Here is a 22,460-nt window from a genome sequence, read left to right as displayed (position 1 = left end):
CCAGTGCGGGATGCTGGGACACGGAAGATCGAAGCCCGGTATTCACGCCGGGCTCGGCGCGGACACGAGAATCTGCGGGCGCTGACGCGCCCGACCGGACCTCAGGCGTCGGCCTTGGTCTTCAGGACCTTGCGGCCACGATAGAAGCCGGTGGGGCTGATGTGGTGACGCAGGTGCACCTCGCCGGTCGTCGGCTCGAGGGCCGTGCCCGGGGCGGCGACCGCGTTGTGCGAGCGGTGCATGCCGCGCTTCGACGGCGACTTCTTGTTCTGCTGGACGGCCATGACAATCTCCTGGGGTCGGCGCCGGAACTGCGGTCCTCGCGACTGGGGCAACACGCCCGAATCGGCCGGCGGCAAAAATGCTACTGCGGCGTCTTGCCTTAGCTAGACGTCGCAAAGCCCGCCAGTATAGCACGCGTATCAAGCGGCAAACCATCGTGGATCAATCGGTGCCGCGAGGGCGCTTCAGTGCGGCGAGCGCGGCGAAGGGGTTCGGCGCCGTTTCCTCGAGCCCCTGCTCCTCGCCGGCGGCCATCGGCAGCGGCTCGGGGCAGTTCTCGTGCCGCGGCACCAGCGGCAGCGCGAGGATCAGTTCGTCCTCGACGAGTTCATGCAGGTCGAAGGTACGGGTGACGACGAGCACGTCGTCCTCCAGTTCTTCGTCCAGGCGCGCGGCTTCGTCCTCGCTCTCGGCGAAGCGGAACCAGCGATCCAGCGCGAGCGGCTCGGCCAGCGGCTGCAGGCAGCGCTGGCACTGCAGCGTCACCGCGGTCGTGGCCGCGAGTTGCAGCCAGACCTGGGGCGCGCCGCCGGTGACCGGGCGCAACTCGCCCTGCACCGTCCACTGCACCGGCGCGGCCTCGTCGCGTGCGCCGGGCATCAGCGAAGCGCCCAGGCGCTCGAACTCGTGCTGCGGCCAGCTGCCGGCCAGCGTCGTGCCGGCCGTGGCGAAGGAGCGCACGTCCAGGCGTCGGGGGTCTTGGTTCTTGTCGCGAGCCATGATGGGGAAATAGCCGGGGCCGGCGCCGTGTGACAGGCGCATGTCGGTCCGGGGGCGCCGAGTGTAGCCGCCGGGGGCCGGCATGGCCCGATGGGACAATCCAGGGCATGGACACTCCGCCGCTGATCCTCGGTTCGACCTCGCGCTACCGGCGCGAGCTGCTGGAACGCCTGCGCCTGCCGTTCACCGTCGTCGCGCCGCAGGTCGACGAGACACCCGCACCCGGCGAGAAGCCGGCCGAACTGGCCCTGCGCCTGGCGCTGGCCAAGGCGCGGGCTGTCGCCGCGCTGCACCCGCAGGCCGTCGTCATCGGCTCCGACCAGGTGGCCGACCTCGCCGGCGAGCCGATCGGAAAACCCGGCACGCACGAGCGGGCACGCGAGCAGCTGCAGCGCATGAGCGGGCGCGAGGTCGTGTTCCAGACCGCGGTCGCCGTGGCCCGCGCCGACACCGGCTTCGCCGAGGTGCTGCTGGCGCCGGTGCGGGTGCACTTTCGGGCGCTGGCAGACGACGAAATCGAACGCTATCTGCTCGCCGAGCGCCCGTACGACTGCGCCGGCAGCGCCAAGAGCGAGTCGCTGGGCATCGCGCTGCTGGACGCGATCGAGTCCGACGACCCGACCGCGCTCGTCGGCCTGCCGCTGATCCGCACCTGCACGCTGTTGCGCGCAGCCGGCCTGGACCCGCTCGCACGATGAACACCGGCACGCTGCTGCTGGTGCCCAACACGCTGGACCTGGGCACCGAGACCGTCGATCTGCAGGAGGTGCTGCCGCTGGGCGTGATCCGCCGCGCGGCGGCGCTGGAACACTGGGCAGCCGAGGACGCACGCAGCGCACGCGCGCTGCTCAAGCGTGTCGGCGCCGTCGTGCCGCTGGCGCGGCCGCTGCAGGAGATCCGCATCACCGAGCTGCCGCGCCCGCGCAAAGGCAGCCGCGAGCCGGTGCCGCCCGCCGCCTGGCAGGAGCTGCTGGCGCCGGCGCTGGCCGGCCACGACCTCGGGCTGGTCAGCGAAGCCGGGCTGCCGGCTGTCGCCGACCCGGGCTCGGCTCTGGTAGCCGCCGCGCACCGCGCCGGCGTGCCGGTGCTGCCGCTCTCGGGACCGAGTTCGCTGATGCTGGCGCTGGCCGCCAGCGGGCTGGAAGGCCAGAGCTTCGCCTTCGTCGGCTACCTGCCGCAGGACGCGGCGGCGCGCACCGCGCGCATCCGCGAGCTGGAGACGCTGTCGCGGCGCCTCGGCCAGACGCAGCTGCTGATCGAGACGCCTTATCGCAACGCCGCGATGCTGGCCGCGCTGGCGGCGACGCTGGCGCCGACGACGCGGCTGGCGGTGGCCTGCGGCATCACGCTGGCCGATGGCTGGACGCGCAGCGGCCCGGTCGCCGAGTGGCGCGCGCGGCCGCAGGCAATGCCAGAACGTTTGCCGGCCGTCTTCTCGCTGCTCGCCGCGTAGATCGACAATGCGCCCCGGAGCGGGCCGGCCCCGCGCCCGCCCGAACAAGAATCGAACGCCCATCACCGGCCCGGCAACCGCGCATGTCCACCGTCATCACCTACGGCACCTTCGACCTCTTCCACATCGGCCACCTGAAGCTGCTGCAGCGGCTGCGCTCGCTGGGCGACCGGCTCGTCGTCGGCGTGTCGACCGACGAGTTCAACGCGCTCAAGGGCAAGAAGACCGTCGTGCCCTACGAACACCGGGTCGAGATCGTTCGTTCGGTCCGCTTCGTCGACGTCGCCTTCCCCGAGCAGAGCTGGGACCAGAAACGCGCCGACATCGTGCGCGAACAGGCGCACATCTTCGCGATGGGCGACGACTGGGTCGGCAAGTTCGACGATCTGGCCGACCTCTGCGAAGTCGTCTACCTGCCGCGCACCCAGGACGTGTCGACCACCGAGATCCGCCAGCTCGTCGCCGCGCTGCACGCCGACAAGCTGGCCGAGCTGCAGGCCGCGTCGCGGCATCTGCAGCAGGTGATCGACAAGCTCTGAGCGCCGGCTCGCGCCGCAGCCGCTACAGCTCGGCGCGGCGCGGCAGGTCGGCACCGCGGCGCGAGCAGGTCAGCGCCGCGGCGCGCAGCGCAAACGCCAGTGCCGACCGCAGTTCAGCCGCATCCAGCCGCAGCCGCCCCGGCGCCAGGCGCTCGTGTTCGGCCAGCCAGGCGAGCAGCGCCGCCTGCACGGTGTCGCCGGCGCCGACGGTATCGACCAGCGCCGACGGCGCCGCGGGCAGCTCGACGGCAGCGGCTGCGGTCCAGCCGCTGGCACCGCCGGCACCAAGCGTGACGACGACGAGCTCGACACCGGCCGCCAGCCAGCGCCGCGCCAGCTCGGCGTGCGCGACGCCGGGGTAAAGCCAGCCCAGGTCTTCGTCGCTGGCCTTGAGCAGCCGGCAGCGGCCCGCCATCCAGTCCAGCGCCTCGCGCCAGCGCGCGGCGTCGGGCTCGACGCCCGGGCGCACGTTGGGGTCGTAGGCGACGAGCAGCCGGCCGTGTTCGCGCTCGACCAGCGCACGCAGCACGGTCGCGACCGGCTCGACCACCAGCGCGTAGGACCCGAGCTGCAACACGCGCACCGCTTCCGGTAGCGCCACCACGGCGTGCGCCGGCAGCAGCCGGTCGGCGGCACCGGCGCCGAGAAAGCGGTAATGCGGGCTGCCGCCCTCGGCGACGTCGATCATCACCAGCGTCGTCGGCGCGTCGAGAGCCGGCGCGCAGCCGGTGTCGACACCTTCGGCCTGCAGCGCGGCGCGCAGGCGCCGGCCGGCGGCATCGCTGGACAGGCCACCGAGAAAGCCCACTGGCTGCCCCAGGCGCGCCAGCCCGATCGCGACGTTGAACGGCGAGCCGCCGCAGCGTGCGTCCAGCATCAGGCCGGCGGCGGTGTCGCCGGCGGCGAAGACGTCCATCAGCGCCTCGCCGCAGACGAGGATCACGATCCTGGACGCCGCAGCGCCCGTGTCAGCGGCCGCCGCCCAGCAGCGACGCGACCTTGCGCTTGGGCCGCAGGCCGGCCGGCAGGGCCTTGCCCGTCGCCGAGGTGGCCGGGGCATCCGCGGCGGCCGTAGCCGCAGCGGCGACAGCGGCCGGAGACGGCTCGTAGGGGCGGTCGAAGATCGGGTCTGCCGGCGGTTGCGGCGCCCGGCGCGGGCGTTCGGCGTACTCGGCGCGCGGCGCGGGCGCACGCGGCGGCGGCGGCGTCTCGGCACGCGGTTCGTCGTCGCGCTCGTCATCGAGGTGGCGGCGAGGGCGGCGTGCCCGGTCGTCCTCGATCTCGAAGGGCTCGACCTCGATCTTCTTCTTGATCAGGTTCTCGATGTCGCCGATCAGGCGGGTGTCGTTGCGCGTGACCAGCGTCACCGCCAGGCCGGAGGCGCCGGCGCGGCCGGTGCGGCCGATGCGGTGCACGTAGTCCTCGGCGTTGAAGGGCACGTCGAAGTTGAACACCGCCGGCAGGTCGGCGATGTCCAGGCCGCGCGCGGCGACGTCGGTGGCGACCAGCAGGTCGACCTCGCCCGCCTTGAACGCGGCCAGCGCCTTCAGGCGCTCGTCCTGGCTCTTGTCGCCGTGCAGCGCCTGCGTCTTCAGGCCGTCGCGCTCGAACGAACGCGCCAGGCGCGCAGCGCCGAGCTTGCTGTTGACGAAAATGATGGCCTGCGAGAGCTCGCGCTGGCGCAGCAGCTGGCGCACGGTGGCGCGCTTGTCGTCGTCGCCGACGCCGTAGAAGCGCTGCTCGACGTTGGTCGCGGTGGCGTTGGGGCGCGCCACCTCGACCGTGATCGGGTCCTGCAGGTAGCTGCCGGCCAGGCGCCGGATATCGGACGAGAAGGTGGCCGAGAACAGCAGCGTCTGCCGCGCCTTGGGCAGGTAGGACAGGATGCGCTGCAGGTCGGGCAGGAAGCCGATGTCGAGCATGCGGTCGGCTTCGTCGAGCACGACGTACTCGACCTGGTTGAGCACCGCGTTCTTGGCCTCGATATGGTCGAGCAGCCGGCCCGGCGTGGCGATCAGCACCTCGACGCCGGCCTTCAGCTCGAGCGTCTGCGGCTTCATGTCGATGCCGCCGAAGACGACCGCCGAGCGCAGCTTGGTGTGCTTGGCGTACGTCTTGACGTTGGCGGCCACCTGGTCGGCGAGCTCGCGCGTCGGCGCCAGCACCAGTGCACGCACCGGGTGGCGTGCCGGCGACATGCTGGCGTTTTCGTGCCGCAGCATCTTCTGCAGCAGCGGGATCGTGAAGGCCGCGGTCTTGCCGGTGCCGGTCTGGGCCGCGCCCATCACGTCGCGGCCGGCCAGGACGATGGGGATCGCCTTGGCCTGGATCGGGGTCATCGAGGTGTAGCCGGCGTCGGCCACCGCACGAAGCAGCTTGGGGTCGAGCGGCAGCGTCTCGAACTTGGGATTCAGGACGGGCTCGGGCGCCGCTCCGGCCTGGTCGGCCTCTGGGGCGGCAGTGGGGGTTGTGACGTTCATCTGGGCCCCATTATCCGCGCGAGCGCCTGGCGGCGTCTTGTGCGGCCTGCAGCACCGGGTCAGCGCGTGCGGTGCAGGTGCAGCCAGCGCGGCGAACGGAAGCGCACGATGCGCCAGTACAGCCCGGTGTAGACCACGCCGAAGAGCACGATGAAACCGGCCAGGATGGGGGTGCTGCTCCAGAACAGCATGGCCGGTGCGATGGCCACCGTGCACAGCAGCCACAGATAGGGCGAGGTCATCGAGTTGCGTCGAACCTGCGAGCGAGGAGCGCGCTCGCACTCGGCCCAGCGCATCACGCGGCGGTAGATCAGCGAATGCAGGTGGATGCCGTCGGGCTCGCTGGCGGACTGTTCGCGCAGCATCACGCGGCGGTAGATCGAGAACACGGTCTCGAACACCGGGTAGATGCACACCAGCAGCGGGAACATCGGCGAGACGCCGGGATTGCGGCTGAGCAGCAGGATGGCGAGTTCGGCGACGTAGAAGCCCAGGAAGTAGGCGCCGCCGTCACCGAGGAAGATCAGACCGAGCGGGAAGTTCAGCACGAAGAAGCCGAACACCGCGCCGACGCCGGCCACCGCCAGCCAGACGATCAGCATGTCGTCGACCTGGAACGCGACGTAGCCGATGCTGAGCATCATCAGCACCGCGCACATCGACGCCAGGCCGTTGAAGCCGTCGATGATGTTCAGCGAGTTGGCGACGCCCGTCACGGCGAAGACGGTGAGCACCGCCGCGATCGCACTGAATGACACCAGCCAGTCCAGCCCGGGGATGTCGGTGCGTGCGATCGTCGCGTCCAGCAGCCACACGGCCAGCGCCGCGGCCACCGCGGTGAAGAAGAGCCGGCGGCGCGGGCTCTGGGTCTTGGTGAGGTCTTCGGTCAGCCCCGAGGCGAAGGCGGGCAGGCCGCAGAGCAGCAGCAGGGCAGCCTGGGCACCCAGCTCACGGTCCAGCCAGTACAGGACACCGACCGCGGCCACGACACCGGCGAAAATGCCGACGCCGCCGACCCGCGGCACCGGGTGCGAGTGGAATTTCTGCGGCCCCGACAGGTCGTGGTCAGTCAGCCGATGGGCGCCCCGACGCGCGTGATGAACCATCAGCAGCGTGATCGACAAAGACACCGCGAAAGCGGTCAGCAGGAGCCACATGGGAGCGATTCTATCGGCCCGACCCAGGGCGTTACCGGCAATGTCAGTCCTGTTAATCAACGAAAAGATGGACGGACGGGCCCGCTAGAATCCTTCGCGCGATTGCTTTGCAACGGCACCATCTGCGACTCGCCTGCCCGCTTTCCAGCTATTCATAGCAACCCAGGCTTACAACCAGCCTTCCAGGATCACCTTGCCCCCCACTATGCACTGCGTTGATTCCACGCCTCGCTTGCGGCGGCTCTTTGTCGCGATGTGTTTCGGATTGATCGCCGCGTTCAGCGCCTCCGCTCAGGATTCGGCCACGCTCCAGACCGACTCCGCCACCTCGGGCGGGGCGATCCGCCTGCGGCAGCAGGAGGCCCCGGCGCAGACGCAAACGCAGACGCAGATGCAACAGCAGCAGCGCCGCCAGGACAGCCGGAGCACGTCGAGCCGCAGCGACGACAAGGAACTGGCCCCGACGCGGCGCCAGCCGGCGCCGCCCAGCGAGTTCGAACGCTACGCCCGCCGGGTCGCGAACGAGCCCGATCTGCGCCGCTTCGGCTACGACCTCGTCGACCGCCTGCAGGAAGACCGCAGCGCCGACTTCCACCCCTCCATCCCGGCCGACTACCTGGTGCGCGTCGGCGACGAACTCGTCGTCACGCTCTGGGGCTCGGTCGATGCCGACCTGCGGCTGACGGTGGACCGCAGCGGCCGCATCAGCATCCCGCGCGTCGGGCCGGTTCTGGTGTCCGGCGTGCGCTACGCCGACCTGCCCGAGGTCATCTCGCGCCGTGTCGGCCAGGTGTTCCGCAACTTCCAGGTCAGCGTCGCGCTGGGCCAGTTGCGTGGCATGCGGGTCTACGTGACCGGCTTCGCCGACACCCCGGGGCCCGTGGTCGTCAACAGCCTGTCGACGATGTCGCAGGCGCTGCTGGCTGCCGGCGGCCCGGCACCGTCGGGCAGCTTCCGCAACATCGTGCTGCGGCGCGGCAAGACCGTCGTCGCCCAGCTCGATCTCTACGATCTGTTGCTCAAAGGCGACCGCAGCGCCGACCAGCTCCTCCAACCAGATGACGTGATCCACGTCGGCCCGATCGGCCCGCAGGTGGCGGTGGTCGGCAGCGTCAACCGCAGCGCCATTTTCGAGATCAAACGCGGCGAAAGTGTCGACGACGCGCTGCAGATGGCCGGCAGCTTCACCGCGGTCGCCGACATGGACCGAGTTGCATTGGACCGCCTCGGCAATGCCAATGCGAATCGTCTGCTGCAATTGAATCTGCCGGAATCCGCCGCAATGGCGCTGGCCAACGGCGATATCCTGCGCGCCTTTAATGCCGGCGACCTGGAACGTCCGGCGGGCACGCAGCAAAAGCGTGTTCGTGTCGAAGGCGAGGTTACGCGCCCAGGCGAATATGTCATGCCCGTGACGAGTAGCGTGGCCGACGCGGTACGCGCCGCCGGCGGCCTCACGACAAATGGGTATCTCTACGCGACCGAGTTCACCCGCGAAAGCGTGCGCCGGACGCAGCAGCAAAACTATGAACGTGCATTGCGCGACCTGGAAACCGACATCAACACCCAGGTCGCCACGCGCCGGTCGACGACCGCGGACGAAGCCAACGGCATCGTCGCCACCTCCGCAGTAACGAAACGCTGGCTCGACCAACTTCGCGAGCTCAAGCCGACGGGCCGTCTGGTACTCAACCTCACGCCCTCCTCGACCCAACTGCCCGACCTGGCCCTGGAGGACGGCGACCGCATCTTCGTACCTGCTCGGCCGACAACGATCGGCGTGTTCGGCAGCGTGTTCAGCGCCGGCAGCTACCTCTACAGCCCGAGCCGCAACGTCGGCGACTATCTGCGCCTGGCCGGCGGGCCCAAGAAGGGTGCAGACCAGAGCAGCGTGTTCGTCGTGCGAGCCAACGGCACGGTCGCCAGCAGCCTGCAGGAGTCCAGCTGGTTCTCGCGCGGCAACGCACTCGCGTCGACTGGCGTTCAGCCAGGCGACACGATCTTCGTACCGGAGGAGATGGACAAGACGACGTGGATCCAAAGCGCCAAGGACTGGACGCAGTTGCTGTATCAGTTCGGCATCGGCGCGGCGGCGCTGAGAACATTCGACTAGCCGAACGACATGGACCAACAAGAACATCAGGGCCTGTCCGCGGTGACCGCCACCCTGCTTCCGGCATGGAGGCGTATCGGCGCCACCTTTGGCGTGCTCTTCCTGCTGGGCTACGGAGTCGCTTGGACGCTGCCTCCCGTCTACACGGCGCGGACAGTCTTCATTCCACCGCAGAGCCAGAACAGCAATGCCGCGTTGGCGCTCGGATCACTCGGCGCGCTAGCCGGCATCGCGGGCGGCAATCTTCAGGTTCGTACGCCGGGCGACCAGTACCTGGCGATGCTGGAAAGCACCACGGTCGTCGACACGCTGGTCAAGCAGCTTGACCTACAGACCGTCTACAAGTCCGAGCTCCTATCGGATGCCCGCAAGCAGTTGCGCAAGAACACCAACGCCGTGCTCGGCAAACGCGATGGTTTGATCTACCTAGACGTCGAGGATTCGGACGCCGCGCGCGCAGCAAAGATCGCCAATGCCTATGTCGCTGAGCTGCAGCGGCTTTCCGCCACCCTGGCCGTCACGGAGGCGCAGCAGCGCCGGGTCTTCTTCGAGCGCCAGCTGCAGCAGACGAAGGAGAGGCTGACAGAGGCCCAGCAGAAACTCGAACGTTCAGGCGTCTCGTCTGGCGTCCTGCGCGCCGAACCCAAGTCGTCGGCAGAGGCCTACGCACGGATCGCGGCGGAGGTGACGGCGACCGAGGTGAAGCTCGGGGCTTACCGCAGCAAGTTGCAGCCGAATGCGCCCGAGGTCCGCGCTGCCCAGGCCGAACTCGCGGCATTGAAGAACGAGTTGACCAAGATCGAACAGGCCAAAGCCAACGAGGGCGCGCCCAACGATTACATCGGTCGCTACCGCGAGTTCAAGTATCAAGAGGCGTTGTTCGAGCTGTACGCCAGACAGTACGAGGCCGCCAAGCTGGACGAAAGTCGCGAGGGCAGCCTGATTCAGGTTATTGATCTTGCCCAAGCGCCGGATCGGCGTTCACGTCCCGTGCGGCTACTCATCGCCGGTGTCGCGGCGATCGTCGGCACGTGTGTCTACTGTGCGTTCCTGATGTTCAGCAGGCGTCGCCGGAGCCTGTCTTGAGCGAACGGCCCGCGTCGGGAACCGTGCTGCCCACGTTCCGGGCGCTGGCGGATCTTCTGCAGGCCGCCCGCCCAGCCAGCAAAGGCAGGCGCCGCGCCATGATCCTGCTGACCGGCTATGGCGGTCACGAGCAGATGCTGCTGCGCCACATGGCTGCTGACCCGGCCACTGAGTGGGACATCGTCGCTGCGGCTGAAGAGCCGACTCATCTAGCCCGGCTATCTCAAGCCCTGCCCTCCAATGTGAGGTTGAGCGACACGGTATTGCTGCCGGCCTATCCGAGCCTACTTGGTACCGCTCTCGTGCGCGCGACGCTGTCTGCACGCCGGTTCCTCGGTCGTGAGATCGGGGAATTCGACCTTGTGAGTGCTGGCGATATCGGCAACTTCGCCTATCTGACGGCCATGGTGCGCCTGTCCGCTGCAAGACCGCCAATCACTTATGTCCCGATGCCGCCACGTCAGCGCAACCGTGCGACCCAGCTAGGCCGCTGGGCAGCAACGCGACTGGCGACGATCTCGCCGACCGAAGCCGCCGGTTTCGGTCCGCCAGCAGACTACGTGCTGCGCAACATGGCACCCGGACACCTTTCGCGCCTACAAAGCGAGGGGCTAGATGATGGCCACCTCAATCTGTACTGGATCGGGCGGCTCGAGCGAAATCAGAAGTGCCCCGAGAGAGCCCTCGCCATTCTGGCACTTTTGCATGCCCGAGGCCTCGCCCACGCGGTGCTTCATTTCGTTGGCGACGGAGAGGAACGATCCGCGTTGCAGGCGCGTGTGCGCGAGCACTCTCCCCAGGGCGCAGTGTGTTTTTGGGGCTGGGTGGACTTCGAAGCGGAAACCCTGCCGCCGCTGCCCCGTATGCACGCCCTCCTCAACACATCAAACTTCGAAGGCATTCCGTTGACCTTGCTCGATGCGCTGGACATCGGGATCCCATGCCTGGTGCGCGAGGGGGCGATCTCGGACCCCGAGCTTGCCGCCCAAGTGGTCGGCTGGCGTACGGAGCACGAGGCCGCCGACTGGATTGCCGATCATTGCGCTCCCGTGGAGGCTGCACGACATGGCTGAGCGGGGACGCGTCCTGTTCGTCACGCCTTGCACGATCTCGGGATACGCCGGCAACATCGCCCGCTTCCGGCAGACCATCGCGCTGTTAAGCCGGGATCATGAGGTCGAGTTCCTGTCCTTGGTGGAGCCGATCGGACGCAACGCCGGCAAGCTCGCCGGTTGGGGCGCGCGACCTTGTCGCCTGCCGCCGGTGCTGCAGAACAGCTTGCGGATCGCTTACAAGAGTATCTACTTGCTGAACCGGCTCCTCGTGGAGGGAGGGTTCGCGTCGGCCTATCGCTTCGGCGCCTTCGACATCGTCGGTCGGGCATTGCTAGCGCTGGTCCCGGGCTGGCGTCGCTACGACATGGTCTTCACAAACTATGTATGGACGGCCCGGCCATGGGCCAGGGCAGCCACGACCACGGTGATCGATTTGCACGACATCCACGCAAACCGGCACGAACGGTTGGGCGTCAAGGTGTGGGTGACACTCAGGCCGGAAGACGAACGACAGCGGATCGAGGAGTCGGACGTCAGTTTGGCAATCGCCTGGGCGGAGTACCAGACGCTTCGGGCAAGGCACGGGGACATAAAAGTCCGTTTCATGCCCTACTGGCCTACCGAGGCGCCGCAGCGTGACGGCCATCGGGAACCCGTAGCCGTCTTCCTCGCAAGCGCCAACCAGGTGAACGCCGACGCCCTGGACAACCTGCGCCTTTCCGGCGTCGTCGAGATCCTGGTGAATCTCGGCGCACGCATTCGCGTCTGCGGAGCGGTGTGCAGCACGCCGCAAGCTCTGTCGCTGCAACAAGCTTTCCCGCAGGCGGTCGAACTGCTGGGAGTGGTCGACGATCTAGGCAGCACGCTGAACTCCGCTGCACTGGGCATCAACTTGGCCGGCCCGTCCACCGGACTGAAGATCAAAACCGTGGACTACCTGCACGCCGGGTTGAAGGTCATCGCCACGGCGCACGGCTCGGACCCCTGGCTCGAACGCACGTGCCCGCTTCACCTTTTGATCCTGCCCGACGGACCGCTGAACGGCCCGGCGCAGGCACGCGCACAGGAGTGGCTGGCCGCCGCATTGGCCGAACAGACAGCCGCCCCGCCCGAGGGGCCACGCAAGGACGCCGAGCGGTGTTGGGCCCAAGCGCTGACCGCAAGGGCAGATGCTGATCCGCGGAGGACGCACGCATGACGCCCTCCCCTTGCGTAGCCCTGCTGATGGCGACGTACGGCCGCGACGATCCAAAACATCTTTCGGAGGCATTGGACCACCTAGCCCGGCAGACCTATCCGCACCAACGCATGCGGCTGCTGCTGGCCATCGACGGCCCCATTCCGGAGTCCAACCGGCAGGTCATCGGAGCATTCCAGGCAAGTTCCTCGATCAGGACGGTAGCCACTGAGATTCCTCGCAACGGCGGCCTCGCACGGGCCTTGAACGCGGCGGCAACCAAGCTCTCAGGGGAGGATGAGTACGTGTTGCGGGTCGACGCAGACGACCTCTGCCATCCCGACCGCGTGCTACTGCAAGTGGAGCAACTGCAAGCGGACGTAACCGTCGGCATCCTCGGCTCGGCCATAGAGGAGTTCGAAAGCTCCGGGGCGACGCTCGGCGTGCGCACCTATCCGCGACGAGATCAAGTGCGCGACTACATCGTCAAGGCCAGCCCCCTCGCGCATCCGACCGTGTGTTTTCGGCGCAATGCATGGGATGCGCTCGGGGGCTACCGCGACGTCGCCTTCAATGAAGACCTGGATATGTGGTTTCGCGCATTGACGCAGGGGATTGTCATTGACAACCTCGCACAGCCGCTGCTCCGATACCGTATTAGCGAAGGCTTCTACTCCAGGCGATCCTGGAGCAAGGCCTTTGCAGAATACCGCTGCTACACGATCGGCCTGTACCGGTTATTCGGTATTTCATGGCGGCTTGCCGTTCCGGCTGCCCGACTGGCCATCCGCCTAATGCCCCGGGCCGTAGCCCGAGTGATTTATAGCGGCAGGTCCTGGCGCCGGCGAATGTTGAACGTCTGATGGCTGCCATGCCTGGGCAGGCCTCTGCTTCACAGCGGTCCCGTGATCTCCAGGTCCTGGTGATCTGGGTAGTCGCGCTATTGATCCAGTTGGTATCGTTCGGACGTGATTTCGGCACCGATATCGACAACTACGTCGATTACCTGAAGGCACTGGATTCCATCTCGACGGCGAACTCTCTGGAGCCGATCTACATCTTCTTGGGACGGATTTGCCTAGATATCGGACTTGGCAGGACGGCCGTAATCGAGCTTACTGCACTGGCCTCGATCATGTTGATCGCGGTATTCTGCAGCCGACAACGCAATCCGCTGGCAACGCTGGTGATCGTGCTTGGCTGGATGTTGCTTCAGCAGATTTGGGGCACTATCCGCATGGGGCTGGGCGTTTGCCTGCTCCTGTTCGCCAATGAGATTTACATCCGCCGCGGGCGTATTCCCTGGTGGACGCTGGCGGCACCGGTGTTCCACTGGTCGTTGTTGGTGCATCCGTTTACGCTGCTACTGCGATGGCGCGCTCGCACGGCCGTGGTTCTTTCGATACTCACCTACGCGGTAGTCGCCACGACAGGATCGATACGCACGCTCTTCTTCGCCATCGTGCCAGACCAGATGGCGGCGGTTGCGAACTACGCCGCGCTGCAAGGTGAGTCAGTCGCGACAATCCCGTCGCCACTGGCACTGCTGATTCACCTGATGCTTGTGTACGCCCTGACAAAGACGTGCTCACAAGAGGAACTCCCCCGGTTTCTCGGCCCTCTCACGCTGCTTTACTGCGCCACCTGTCTATTTTTTGACTTCGACCAAGCCGGCGGCCGTGTCGCCAATATTCTGATTTCGATGAAGTTGCTGGCACTGATCAAAGTCTACGACGAGGCAGAACGCCTCAGTTCGAGGGCATTGCTGGTGAGAAGCGCCATCCTCGCCTACTGCTGCCTGGTGGCGCTACAGTACTACATCGCCAATGCCGAGTATTTCTAGGCTCTGGCAGTTGGTCTGTTCCCCTCGAGCGCTGTATCTCGCCGAGCGCTCTGCCAGCTTAGCCCTGACTCTTGTATCCGGAATAATTCTGCTGCGGGCACTTGGCCCGGCGGCATTCGCGGTATACGGCACGACCGTCGGGCTAGGACAAATGGCTGCGTCGTCGTCGCGTCTTTCCCTCGACGACATGTACGCCAACCGGTTTGCGGCAGGGGCTCTGGATGGCGCAGGCGAGTTGCGAGTATTTATCCTACGTGCGGCCATCGGTGTCGTCGTCGGAGGTCTATTATGGGGCTGGACCGATCTCGTGCGCGGACAAGGGCTCCTCACGCTGTCAGGCGTGCTCGCCGTGGCGCTGCTGGAATCTCTCTCGCTACGAGAGACGTTGCTGCAGGCTCAGAGTCGTTTTCGACTGCTGTCCGTCTTGGGGACTGGCCGTACGATCGTCGGCTTCTCGGCGCGGCTGACCGTCTTCCTGACGGGAAACGCCAGCGTCGCCGCTATGCTCTGTATCGCGGTCGCTGAACTGGTCGTCATGCGTGGCGGCACGCTTGCGCTCGGAATGCGACGACCGAAACCCGACGGCAAGCCGGTACAGGTGCTTTCGCGGCGTGAATTTGCAAATTACGCATCGGTCACCTTGCTGAGCCTATGCTATTCACGCTTGGACTTTCTCATCGGCTCGCAAATGCTCGAGCCGGAGGAGTTCGGGCACTATCTTGCAGCCCAACGATTCGTTGAGATTTATGGCTTCTTCGCAACGGTCATCGGCGCGTTGATGATGCCGGACGTCGCAAAGCTCAACGGTACCGCGGCCTTTTCATACGCACTGCACAAAAGCGCCCGAATGGGAATTCTGGCCATTGCGATCTGCCTCGTGAATGTCGTGGTCGTCAGGCCGTTGCTGCCGATTATCGCGGGCCCGCGTTTCGCCGGCATCGATCATTACTACCTGATCCTGACCTTCGGCCTGCTGCCCTTGTTCTGCGGGCTGCCGCTCGGGCGGATCGCATTGGCCCAACGCTTGCCCTCGTTGATGATGTGGGGCGGGACGGTCGCGATCTCTTTGAGTGCCGTGCTGTTCTTCTGGCTGAAGGATCTGGCAAGTCCCGGGCTCGTATTGGCCAGCGCCATGGTGACAGGCAACTCCATCGGTTGTCTCGTCGTGATGTTCCTAATTTGGCGGCGGGCATCCCCAAAGCCGCCGACGAGCTTATCGAGCTAGATGGAAGAGAACCTGCTATTTCTGCTGCCACGCGACCGCAACACCGGCCTCAATAACGTCATGCAGGTGCTGGCACGGCAATTGAACGCACCGGTCGAGTTCGTCGACAAGGGTCATGGTTATCGTCTCGGAGACGTCATTGAACTGCTGCATGGCCTACGGCAGGCCAAGCGAGCGGGGCGGCGCGTGCACAGCTCCGGACTGGTACCCGACGTTCTGAACCGCATCTCCGGCAGGCGCGGCGGCTCCTCGACAGTGCATAACTTCCTGGCGCCTGACTACAAGGCACAGTATGGGAACACAAAGGGCGTACTTGCTGCTTGCCTGCACGCATGGGCGTTGCGTGGCATCGGTCAGGTGCTCGGATGCAGCGCGGCGGTCAGCCGGAATCTGAACCAGCGCTACAGGCTCCGCGCGATCACCTGCCTCAACGGCTGCGCCGATTGCGCCGCACCCAGCGGCGCATATGATGACCAGCGACGGTATTACTTCGCTGGCCCCCTGATCCGGCGCAAACGAGTGGATGCGGCGGCTGCGGCAATCTGCAGTCTAGATCCGCTGGGCAAGATGCGTGTCTTCGGTTCCGGCCCGGAAGAGAACAGGGTGATCGAGGCGATGGCCGCGCGGCCGCAAGACTTGATAATTGGGCCAGTGGACTCCCCCGCTGCGCACTATGTGCCTGGGCAATTTTACATCTCGTTTGCGAGTTTCGAGGGCATGCCGCTCGGTGTGTTGGAAGCGTTCAAGCAAGGGCTTATCCCGGTACTGTCGGATATCCCCCCGCATGCCGAGGCCGTACAGGCACTCGGAATTCCTGAACTGCAAACTTTCGAAACACCGGGTGCCGGCGTGAAGTGGGCGACAAGCCTCTCCAATGAGGCCCGACTCGCACTAGCCAGAAAAATTCGGCAGCAAGCTCTCTCCGTTTTTTCCGAAATCGCCTTTGCGCGACGGTTCAAAAAATGCCTCTTCGAATGATCAGGAAACTATCAACGTGGGTCAAACAGGACTACCGCCGGCTTCTGGAGAGCACACGTGCGAATACAGGTGCGCGCGCACTCAACCTGGGCTGCGGCTCCCGGCCGATGCCGGGATTTCTCAACGTCGATCTGGTCGCCGGCTCGGGCGTCGATCAAGTCGTCGACTTGGAACAGCCGCTGCCGTTTGACGACATGAGTTTCGATCTCGTGGTCGCAGACAATGTCTTCGAACACATCCGGAACTATCTTGCGCTGTTGCAGGAGTGCAGCCGAATACTGCGGCCGGGCGGAACCCTAGTCGTCGACGTTCCGTATTTCCGCAGTGCCGGAGCCTTTATCGACCCCACCCACTGCAACTACTTCACGTTGCGCTCGATGCGTTATTTCGTTCCCGATACATACGAGTCCCGGCACTATCGCTACCTGCCGCTACTATTCAGTAGCGTGCAGGTCGTCGTCGATCCGCATCGCCAGCGAATCGGCTCCGCCTGGACGTCCTTGATCGCAAACAAGCGACCCGAGTGGATTGAAGGCACAGTGCTCGCCGCCCTGCTGCCCATCGCGTCAGTACGCTTCGTGCTCCAGAAATAAGACATAGCCATGCATCTGAATAGCCGCCTGATCTTCACGAAGTACGTTTTGCCCTTTTTGCAGGGATCTCCCCGTGTGTTGGAGATAGGCCCCGACGCGTTCCCTTCGAGTTATTCCAAAGTAGCCGGACAGCGCGGACAGTGGGACACGGTCGACATCTTCCCTCGACCAGGGCTCACGTTTGTTGCGAGCAACGAGAACTCCTTCCCGATCGAAGATGGCGCTTACGACGTCGTTATCTCCGGCCAAGTACTGGAACACGTACGCAAACCGTGGATCTGGATGCATGAGGTCGTCCGGGTGTGCAAACCAGGCGGACTGGTCGTCACCATCGCCCCGACCAGTTGGCCCTATCACGAGGCCCCCATCGACTGCTGGCGTGTCTACCCGGCCGGCATGCAAGCACTGCTGGACGATTGCGGCGTCGAGGTTCTAGTCAACGAGAGCGTATGCCTGGAGGAAGACACCTCCCGCCACTTCGTCGTTCCAGGGCGATCGGCTGAATCACAGTGGCGAAAGCAGCGGCTGCTCTCCCAGTGGTTGAACGGTTTCGGTGTCCCTCGAGAGCGCGCGTTCGACCTGGTGTGCATCGCTCGAAAGCGCTGACCGAACGGGGGACTGCAGCTAGCGCAGGTCCCCAAGATACCCCACAGCCGCCAGGATATCGGCCTGCACAGCCTCGACGCGAGCGCGCTGTTCCGCGGTCCAGCGAGGTTGCCAGTGTTCGCCCTGGTAACGGAGGTTCAGCGTTGCTATCAGTTGCCAGTAGCCGGGCGAATAGTCAGGATCGACACCAAGGAAGGTCAGCACCCGCCTTAGTTGCGCCCCCGGTTCGGTGAGCAGTTCGTCGTATCGTAGGTAGATCACTTGGCTCGCAGGGATGCACGCCAGACCCGCCGACATGTCACGCACCTCGTGCGCCCAGTTCTGGGCCGCCAGGTCAAGCGCGTCGGCGCCTCGCCTGACCAATTCGCGCGGTGTACGTCCGTCCCAGTACAAGATGTGGTCGTCCCACCAGTGCACCTGGACCAGAGATTGAGCCACCGCCCTGCCGTCACGGTGCAGGACGACGAAGCGCGAATCAGGAAAGGTCGCATGCAGAGCCGGTATGCGGCGGTTGTTCGCGGTACGCTTGCTCAGCAGAAGCGGGGTGCCGTTGAGCTGCCTTATCCGGCCGAAGAGCCGCCGCGCCCGACTCTGCGTTTCCGCAGTCGGCACCCAGTTGGAGGGTACCATTTCCGGAAATCCGCAGCGCTTATAGAACGGCTCACATTCCTCTGGCGTGGGAAACCAGCGCCCTGGGCGGTGGCGTCGCCCGCCCAGAAACGCCCCGCCGCGATCATCGAACCAAGCTCGGCGCTTAAGTGTGTAATGATCCTGCAACAATCGATTACCTAGAATGACACTATCGAAGCGCGGCAAGCGGGTCAGATAGTTGTTCAGGTAACCGACGAGAGGATGGGCCGCGAGAAGCTTGTAGAGAAGCGTTGTACCGGAACGTCCTGCCCCGACCAGAAAAGCGGGAGGACTTCCCCCCAGGTTTTCCATGAACATTCCTTGCAGTGCCTCGATTGACTGAGGCGCTCTCCCCGTCGGTAGACAGTTTGATTGTCACACAGGAGGGATTCACTCCCGAACCCAGATGACGGCGAAGGCGCACCTACGGGCAGGGGGTTCGCGGGGACGAACACCATCAACACGCGCGCAAGGACTCCAGTGCCGGCGCCATTGCATCTCGAGGGGCGAGCGACGGCTCAGCGGCTCCGGTCGGCGGCCACTTGATCCCGATCGCCGGATCATCCCACCGCACCGCCCCCTCGCACTCCTTCGCATAGACGTCAGTCGTCTTGTAGAGAAAGTGCGTATCGTCCTCCAGCGCCAGGAACCCGTGCGCGAACCCCTCCGGGATCCAGAGCTGGCGCTTGTTCTCGGCCGTCAGCTCCACCCCGAACCACTTCCCGAAATGCTCCGACCCGCGCCGGATGTCCACCGCGACGTCGAACGCCCTGCCCCGCACCACGCGCACCAGCTTGCCCTGCGCATGCGGCGGCAGCTGGTAGTGCAGCCCACGCAGCACGCCGGCGCGGCTGCATGAGTGGTTGTCCTGCACGAAAGGCCGTGGCTGCGGCTCGCCCAGCTCCTCCAGCGCCTGGCGCCAGCGCGGCTCGTTGAAACTCTCCATGAACCAGCCACGCTCGTCGCCATAGACGGCAGGTTCGACGATCAGCACGCCCGGCAGCGGCGTCTTCACCAGCTTCATCAGAAAGCCTTCTGTTCAATGAGCTGAATCAGGTAGCGACCATAGCCGTTCTTCAGCATCGGTTGCGCCAGCCTCTCCACCTGCGCGGCGTCGATCCAGCCGGCGCGGTAGGCGATCTCTTCGGGGCACGCCACCTTCAGCCCCTGGCGCTTCTCCAGCGTGGCGATGAACTGGCCGGCCTCGAGCAGGCTGTCGTGGGTGCCGGTGTCCAGCCAGGCGTAACCGCGACCCATGATCTCGACGTCGAGTTCGCCCTGCTGCAGGTAACGCGCGTTGACGTCGGTGATCTCGAGCTCGCCGCGTGCACTAGGGGCGATGCTGGCGGCGATGTCGCAGACCTGCTCGTCGTAGAAGTACAGCCCCGTGACGGCGTAGTTGCTCTTCGGCGCCTTGGGCTTCTCCTCGATCGACAGCGCGCGCTGCTGGCCGTCGAAGGCGACGACGCCGTAGCGCTCGGGGTCCTGCACGTGGTAGGCGAAGACGCTGGCGCCGCGGCCGCGGCCATCGGCGCGCTGCAGCAGGCCCTGGAAGTCGTGGCCGTAGAAGATGTTGTCGCCCAGCACCAGCGCACTCGGCCGCCCGCCGATGAACTCGCGCCCGAGGATGAAGGCCTGCGCCAGGCCGTCGGGGCTGGGCTGCACGCAGTAGGTGAACGACATGCCCCAGCGGCTGCCGTCGCCCAGCAGGGCCTCGAAACGCGGCGTGTCCTGCGGCGTGCTGATCACCAGCACCTCGCGGATGCCGGCCAGCATCAGCGTGGCCAGCGGGTAATAGACCATCGGCTTGTCGTACACCGGCAGCAGCTGCTTGCTGACGGCCAGTGTCGCCGGGTGCAGCCGGGTGCCGGAACCGCCGGCCAGGATGATGCCGCGGCGGTTCATCAGCGTTCTCCCGTGGTCGTGATCTCGTCGAGCATGCGGCGCACGCCGTCCTGCCAGGGCGGCAGATGCAGGCCGAAACGCTCACGCAAAAGACGGGTGTCCAGGCGCGAGTTCAGCGGCCGCTTCGCCGGTGTCGGGTAGTCGCTGGTCGGCACCGGCTCGATCGCGCCGGGCACGATGCGCAGCGGCCGGCCCGCGGCCAGCGCGTGCTCGACGACGAAGCGTGCGTAGCCGTGCCAGCTGGTCTCGCCGGTGGCCACGCAGTGGTAGGTGCCGGCCAGCGACGGGTCGGCCAGCGCCTGGCGCAGCGCGTGCGCGGTGATGTCGGCCAGCAGGTCCGCACCGGTGGGCGCGCCGATCTGGTCGGCGACGACACGCAGCTTCTCGCGTTCGGCCGCCAGCTTCAGCATGGTCTTGGCGAAGTTGGCGCCGCGCGCCGCGTAGACCCAGCTGGTGCGCAGGATCAGGTGGCGGCAGCCGCTGGCACGCACCAGTTCCTCGCCTTCGAGCTTGGTGCGGCCGTAGACCGACAGCGGACCGGTCGGCGCGTCTTCGGTGCGGGCGTGCTCGCCACTGCCGTCGAAGACGTAGTCGGTCGAGTAGTGCACGAACCAGGCGCCACGCGCCGCCGCTTCGCGCGCCAGCAGGCCCGGCGCCTCGGCGTTGATCGTGCGCGCCAGATCGGGCTCGCTCTCGGCGCGGTCGACGGCGGTGTGCGCGGCGGCGTTGACGATGACCTCGGGCCGGTGCGTGTCCAGCAGCGCCGGCAGCGTGTCGGGGCGCGAGAAATCAGCACCGGTGTCGCGGTCGAACGCGACCAGTTCGCCCAGCGGCGCGAGCGCGCGCTGCAGTTCCCAGCCCAGTTGGCCACCACAGCCCAGCAGCAGGATCTTCATGCCTTGTCTCCGTAATGACGCTGCAGCCAGTCGCGATAGGCGCCGCTCTGCACGCGCGCGACCCAGTCCTCGTGCGCCAGGTACCAGGCCACCGTCTTGCGGATCCCGGTCTCGAAGGTCTCGGCCGGGCGCCAGCCGAGTTCACGCTCGATCTTGCGCGCGTCGATCGCGTAGCGGCGGTCGTGCCCCGGGCGGTCGGTCACGTGCGTGATCAGGCGCGCATACGGCCCGGCCGGGTCGGGGCGCAGCTCGTCGAGCAGCGCGCAGACGGTGTGCACGATCTCGATGTTGGGCTTCTCGTTCCAGCCGCCGACGTTGTAGGTCTCGCCCGGGCGGCCGCGCTCGAGTACGGCGCGGATCGCGCTGCAGTGGTCGCCGACGTAGAGCCAGTCGCGCACCTGCCGGCCGTCGCCGTAGACCGGCAAGGACTTGCCGGCCAGCGCGTTGACGATCAACAGCGGGATCAGCTTCTCGGGGAAGTGGAAGGGCCCGTAGTTGTTGCTGCAGTTGGTCGTGACCACCGGCAGGCCGTAGGTGTGGTGCCAGGCGCGCACCAGGTGGTCGCTGGCAGCCTTGCTGGCGCTGTACGGGCTGTTGGGCTCGAACGCGTGGGTTTCGGTGAAGGCCGGCGCGTCGGGCGCCAGGCTGCCGTAGACCTCGTCGGTGCTGACGTGGTGGAAGCGGAACTGCGCCCGTTCGGCCTCGGCCAGCGTGTTCCAGAAGCCGCGTGCCGCTTCCAGCAAGGTATAGGTGCCGTTGACGTTGGTGCGGATGAAGTCGCCGGGGCCGTGGATCGAGCGGTCGACGTGGCTTTCGGCGGCGAAATGCACCAGGGCGCGAGGGCGGTGCGTCGCCAGCAGTTGGTCGACCAGAGCGCGGTCGCCGATGTCGCCGCGCACGAAGACGTGGCGCGCGTCGCCGTCCAGGCTGGCCAGGTTCTCCAGGTTGCCGGCGTAGGTGAGCGCGTCGAGGTTGACGACGGGCTCGTCGCTGCCACGCAGCCAGTCGAGCACGAAGTTGCTGCCGATGAAGCCGGCGCCACCGGTCACGAGAAGAGTCATGTCGCCGTCCTGCCGTAGGTGTCCTCGAAGCGCACGATGTCGTCTTCGCCGAGGTAGCTGCCGGACTGCACCTCGATGATCTCCAGCGGCAGCTTGCCGGGGTTGCGCAGCCGGTGCGTCTCGCCCAACGGGATGTAGGTGCTCTGGTTCTCGCTCAGCAGGATGACCTTGTCGCCCACCGTCACCTCGGCGGTGCCGCTGACGACGATCCAGTGCTCGGCCCGGTGGTGGTGCATCTGCAGGCTCAAGCTGGCACCGGGCTTGACCAGGATGCGCTTGACCTGGTGCCGCGGCCCCGAGTCGATGCTGTCGTACCAGCCCCAGGGCCGGTGCACCTTGCGGTGCAGCGTGTGCTCGCCGCGCTGCTGGCTGCCGAGCTGGGCGACGATCTGCTTGACCTCCTGGCTGCGCGCGCGGTCGGCCACCAGCACCGCATCGGCGGTCTCGACGATGATGACGTCGTCCAGGCCCACGGCGCCGACGAGCCGGCTGGTCGCGTGCACCAGCGTGCCGCGGCTGTCGCGCACGATGGTGTCGCCGACGGCGGCGTTGCCGTGTTCGTCCTTGGCCGCCACCTGCCACACCGCTTCCCAGGCGCCCAGGTCGCTCCAGCCGGCGTCCAGCGCCACCATGCGGATCGCCTGGCCGCTGCCCGGGCACT

At 66.5% G+C, this 22,460-nt stretch carries 24 protein-coding genes; 13 read left to right on the top strand and 11 right to left on the bottom strand.

What is annotated here, in order from left to right; translation table 11 throughout:
- Positions 1–101: 101 nt before the first annotated feature.
- Both rpmF and CKO43_RS13835 read right to left on the bottom strand, forming a co-directional pair.
- Positions 102–284: a 50S ribosomal protein L32 gene (rpmF, locus tag CKO43_RS13840; RefSeq protein ID WP_200226320.1), complete on the bottom strand. Its 183-nt coding sequence runs from the start codon at positions 282–284 to the stop codon at positions 102–104.
- A gap of 160 nt (positions 285–444) precedes the next feature.
- Positions 445–1,002, bottom strand: coding sequence for a YceD family protein (locus CKO43_RS13835; protein ID WP_200379008.1), 558 nt, complete (start codon positions 1,000–1,002; stop codon positions 445–447).
- Positions 1,003–1,109: 107 nt separating this feature from the next.
- On the opposite strand from CKO43_RS13835, the gene CKO43_RS13830 reads away from it, so the two are divergent.
- The 3 genes from CKO43_RS13830 to CKO43_RS13820 all read left to right on the top strand — a co-directional run bounded on the left by CKO43_RS13830 (position 1,110) and on the right by CKO43_RS13820 (position 2,994).
- Positions 1,110–1,700, top strand: coding sequence for a Maf family nucleotide pyrophosphatase (locus CKO43_RS13830; protein WP_200226322.1), 591 nt, complete (start codon positions 1,110–1,112; stop codon positions 1,698–1,700).
- Positions 1,697–2,455: an SAM-dependent methyltransferase gene (locus tag CKO43_RS13825; RefSeq protein WP_200226324.1), complete on the top strand. Its 759-nt coding sequence runs from the start codon at positions 1,697–1,699 to the stop codon at positions 2,453–2,455. The genes CKO43_RS13830 and CKO43_RS13825 overlap by 4 nt, the downstream gene beginning before the upstream one ends.
- An 83-nt stretch (positions 2,456–2,538) precedes the next feature.
- The gene (locus CKO43_RS13820; protein WP_200379007.1) at positions 2,539–2,994 is read left to right on the top strand and encodes an adenylyltransferase/cytidyltransferase family protein; all 456 of its coding nucleotides are present in this window, start codon (positions 2,539–2,541) and stop codon (positions 2,992–2,994) included.
- 22 nt (positions 2,995–3,016) lie between these two features.
- On the opposite strand, the gene CKO43_RS13815 is transcribed toward CKO43_RS13820, so the two are convergent.
- Genes CKO43_RS13815 through CKO43_RS13805 form a run of 3 tightly spaced genes read right to left on the bottom strand, consistent with a single transcriptional unit; the run spans position 3,017 to position 6,631 of the window.
- Positions 3,017–3,937, bottom strand: coding sequence for a PfkB family carbohydrate kinase (locus tag CKO43_RS13815; RefSeq protein WP_200379006.1), 921 nt, complete (start codon positions 3,935–3,937; stop codon positions 3,017–3,019).
- Positions 3,938–3,962: 25 nt separating this feature from the next.
- Entirely contained in the window at positions 3,963–5,474 is a 1,512-nt protein-coding gene (locus tag CKO43_RS13810) for a DEAD/DEAH box helicase (RefSeq protein ID WP_200379005.1), read from the bottom strand.
- Positions 5,475–5,533: 59 nt separating this feature from the next.
- A complete protein-coding gene (locus CKO43_RS13805) occupies positions 5,534–6,631 on the bottom strand; it encodes an MraY family glycosyltransferase (RefSeq protein ID WP_200226328.1) in 1,098 nt (365 codons plus the stop codon).
- Between the two features lie 265 nt (positions 6,632–6,896).
- Between CKO43_RS13805 and CKO43_RS13800 the strand changes: the two genes are divergently transcribed.
- The 10 genes from CKO43_RS13800 to CKO43_RS13755 all read left to right on the top strand — a co-directional run bounded on the left by CKO43_RS13800 (position 6,897) and on the right by CKO43_RS13755 (position 17,307).
- A complete protein-coding gene (locus CKO43_RS13800; protein WP_242477775.1) occupies positions 6,897–8,744 on the top strand; it encodes an SLBB domain-containing protein in 1,848 nt (615 codons plus the stop codon).
- 9 nt (positions 8,745–8,753) lie between these two features.
- Positions 8,754–9,830, top strand: a complete 1,077-nt coding sequence (locus tag CKO43_RS13795) for a GumC domain-containing protein (protein ID WP_200226331.1) — start codon at positions 8,754–8,756, stop codon at positions 9,828–9,830.
- Positions 9,827–10,903, top strand: a complete 1,077-nt coding sequence (locus tag CKO43_RS13790) for a glycosyltransferase (protein WP_200379004.1) — start codon at positions 9,827–9,829, stop codon at positions 10,901–10,903. The genes CKO43_RS13795 and CKO43_RS13790 overlap by 4 nt, the downstream gene beginning before the upstream one ends.
- Positions 10,896–12,083, top strand: a complete 1,188-nt coding sequence (locus CKO43_RS13785) for a glycosyltransferase family protein (protein ID WP_200379003.1) — start codon at positions 10,896–10,898, stop codon at positions 12,081–12,083. Before CKO43_RS13790 ends, CKO43_RS13785 begins: the two co-directional genes overlap by 8 nt.
- Complete coding sequence (locus CKO43_RS13780) at positions 12,080–12,925, top strand: glycosyltransferase (RefSeq protein ID WP_200379002.1); 846 nt, start codon at positions 12,080–12,082, stop codon at positions 12,923–12,925. The genes CKO43_RS13785 and CKO43_RS13780 overlap by 4 nt, the downstream gene beginning before the upstream one ends.
- Entirely contained in the window at positions 12,925–13,905 is a 981-nt protein-coding gene (locus tag CKO43_RS13775; RefSeq protein ID WP_200379001.1) for an EpsG family protein, read from the top strand. The genes CKO43_RS13780 and CKO43_RS13775 overlap by 1 nt, the downstream gene beginning before the upstream one ends.
- Before the next feature lie 151 nt (positions 13,906–14,056).
- Positions 14,057–15,130 (top strand): MATE family efflux transporter, encoded by a 1,074-nt coding sequence (locus CKO43_RS13770; RefSeq protein ID WP_200379000.1) that lies wholly within the window; start codon positions 14,057–14,059, stop codon positions 15,128–15,130.
- On the top strand, positions 15,131–16,108 hold the full coding sequence (locus CKO43_RS13765; protein ID WP_200378999.1) for a glycosyltransferase family protein: 978 nt from the start codon (positions 15,131–15,133) through the stop codon (positions 16,106–16,108).
- Positions 16,105–16,701, top strand: a complete 597-nt coding sequence (locus CKO43_RS13760; protein ID WP_200378998.1) for a class I SAM-dependent methyltransferase — start codon at positions 16,105–16,107, stop codon at positions 16,699–16,701. The genes CKO43_RS13765 and CKO43_RS13760 overlap by 4 nt, the downstream gene beginning before the upstream one ends.
- 9 nt (positions 16,702–16,710) lie before the next feature.
- Positions 16,711–17,307: a methyltransferase domain-containing protein gene (locus CKO43_RS13755; RefSeq protein ID WP_200226340.1), complete on the top strand. Its 597-nt coding sequence runs from the start codon at positions 16,711–16,713 to the stop codon at positions 17,305–17,307.
- Positions 17,308–17,325: 18 nt separating this feature from the next.
- Here CKO43_RS13755 and CKO43_RS13750 read toward each other — a convergent pair whose 3' ends face one another.
- The 6 genes from CKO43_RS13750 to CKO43_RS13725 all read right to left on the bottom strand — a co-directional run.
- The gene (locus CKO43_RS13750; RefSeq protein ID WP_200226341.1) at positions 17,326–18,249 is read right to left on the bottom strand and encodes a sulfotransferase family protein; all 924 of its coding nucleotides are present in this window, start codon (positions 18,247–18,249) and stop codon (positions 17,326–17,328) included.
- Between the two features lie 145 nt (positions 18,250–18,394).
- Positions 18,395–18,961, bottom strand: coding sequence for a dTDP-4-dehydrorhamnose 3,5-epimerase (rfbC, locus tag CKO43_RS13745; protein ID WP_200378997.1), 567 nt, complete (start codon positions 18,959–18,961; stop codon positions 18,395–18,397).
- Positions 18,961–19,842: a glucose-1-phosphate thymidylyltransferase RfbA gene (gene rfbA / locus CKO43_RS13740; protein ID WP_200378996.1), complete on the bottom strand. Its 882-nt coding sequence runs from the start codon at positions 19,840–19,842 to the stop codon at positions 18,961–18,963. The genes rfbC and rfbA overlap by 1 nt, the downstream gene beginning before the upstream one ends.
- On the bottom strand, positions 19,842–20,738 hold the full coding sequence (rfbD, locus tag CKO43_RS13735) for a dTDP-4-dehydrorhamnose reductase (protein WP_200378995.1): 897 nt from the start codon (positions 20,736–20,738) through the stop codon (positions 19,842–19,844). Before rfbD ends, rfbA begins: the two co-directional genes overlap by 1 nt.
- Positions 20,735–21,799, bottom strand: coding sequence for a dTDP-glucose 4,6-dehydratase (gene rfbB, locus CKO43_RS13730; protein WP_200378994.1), 1,065 nt, complete (start codon positions 21,797–21,799; stop codon positions 20,735–20,737). The genes rfbD and rfbB overlap by 4 nt, the downstream gene beginning before the upstream one ends.
- Positions 21,796–22,460 (bottom strand): cupin domain-containing protein (locus CKO43_RS13725; RefSeq protein WP_200378993.1); only part of this gene is annotated, 665 nt, incomplete at its 5' end. The genes rfbB and CKO43_RS13725, both read right to left, overlap by 4 nt.

It is taken from the genome of Rubrivivax gelatinosus (assembly GCF_016583785.1).
Taxonomy (GTDB): Bacteria; Pseudomonadota; Gammaproteobacteria; order Burkholderiales; family Burkholderiaceae_C; genus Rubrivivax; species Rubrivivax gelatinosus_B.
The sequence above is the reverse complement of the archived record's forward strand: the minus strand, read 5'-3'. Positions and strand labels throughout refer to the sequence as shown.

Coding starts and splice junctions, on each gene's coding strand:
- rpmF (WP_200226320.1), bottom strand. CDS start 284: ATGGCCGTCCAGCAGAACAAGAAGTCGCCGTCGAAGCGCGGCATGCAC.
- CKO43_RS13835 (WP_200379008.1), bottom strand. CDS start 1,002: ATGGCTCGCGACAAGAACCAAGACCCCCGACGCCTGGACGTGCGCTCC.
- CKO43_RS13830 (WP_200226322.1), top strand. CDS start 1,110: ATGGACACTCCGCCGCTGATCCTCGGTTCGACCTCGCGCTACCGGCGC.
- CKO43_RS13825 (WP_200226324.1), top strand. CDS start 1,697: ATGAACACCGGCACGCTGCTGCTGGTGCCCAACACGCTGGACCTGGGC.
- CKO43_RS13820 (WP_200379007.1), top strand. CDS start 2,539: ATGTCCACCGTCATCACCTACGGCACCTTCGACCTCTTCCACATCGGC.
- CKO43_RS13810 (WP_200379005.1), bottom strand. CDS start 5,474: ATGAACGTCACAACCCCCACTGCCGCCCCAGAGGCCGACCAGGCCGGA.
- CKO43_RS13805 (WP_200226328.1), bottom strand. CDS start 6,631: ATGTGGCTCCTGCTGACCGCTTTCGCGGTGTCTTTGTCGATCACGCTG.
- CKO43_RS13795 (WP_200226331.1), top strand. CDS start 8,754: ATGGACCAACAAGAACATCAGGGCCTGTCCGCGGTGACCGCCACCCTG.
- CKO43_RS13785 (WP_200379003.1), top strand. CDS start 10,896: ATGGCTGAGCGGGGACGCGTCCTGTTCGTCACGCCTTGCACGATCTCG.
- CKO43_RS13780 (WP_200379002.1), top strand. CDS start 12,080: ATGACGCCCTCCCCTTGCGTAGCCCTGCTGATGGCGACGTACGGCCGC.
- CKO43_RS13775 (WP_200379001.1), top strand. CDS start 12,925: ATGGCTGCCATGCCTGGGCAGGCCTCTGCTTCACAGCGGTCCCGTGAT.
- CKO43_RS13770 (WP_200379000.1), top strand. CDS start 14,057: ATGGCTGCGTCGTCGTCGCGTCTTTCCCTCGACGACATGTACGCCAAC.
- CKO43_RS13765 (WP_200378999.1), top strand. CDS start 15,131: ATGGAAGAGAACCTGCTATTTCTGCTGCCACGCGACCGCAACACCGGC.
- CKO43_RS13760 (WP_200378998.1), top strand. CDS start 16,105: ATGATCAGGAAACTATCAACGTGGGTCAAACAGGACTACCGCCGGCTT.
- CKO43_RS13755 (WP_200226340.1), top strand. CDS start 16,711: ATGCATCTGAATAGCCGCCTGATCTTCACGAAGTACGTTTTGCCCTTT.
- CKO43_RS13750 (WP_200226341.1), bottom strand. CDS start 18,249: ATGGAAAACCTGGGGGGAAGTCCTCCCGCTTTTCTGGTCGGGGCAGGA.
- rfbC (WP_200378997.1), bottom strand. CDS start 18,961: ATGAAGCTGGTGAAGACGCCGCTGCCGGGCGTGCTGATCGTCGAACCT.
- rfbA (WP_200378996.1), bottom strand. CDS start 19,842: ATGAACCGCCGCGGCATCATCCTGGCCGGCGGTTCCGGCACCCGGCTG.
- rfbD (WP_200378995.1), bottom strand. CDS start 20,738: ATGAAGATCCTGCTGCTGGGCTGTGGTGGCCAACTGGGCTGGGAACTG.
- rfbB (WP_200378994.1), bottom strand. CDS start 21,799: ATGACTCTTCTCGTGACCGGTGGCGCCGGCTTCATCGGCAGCAACTTC.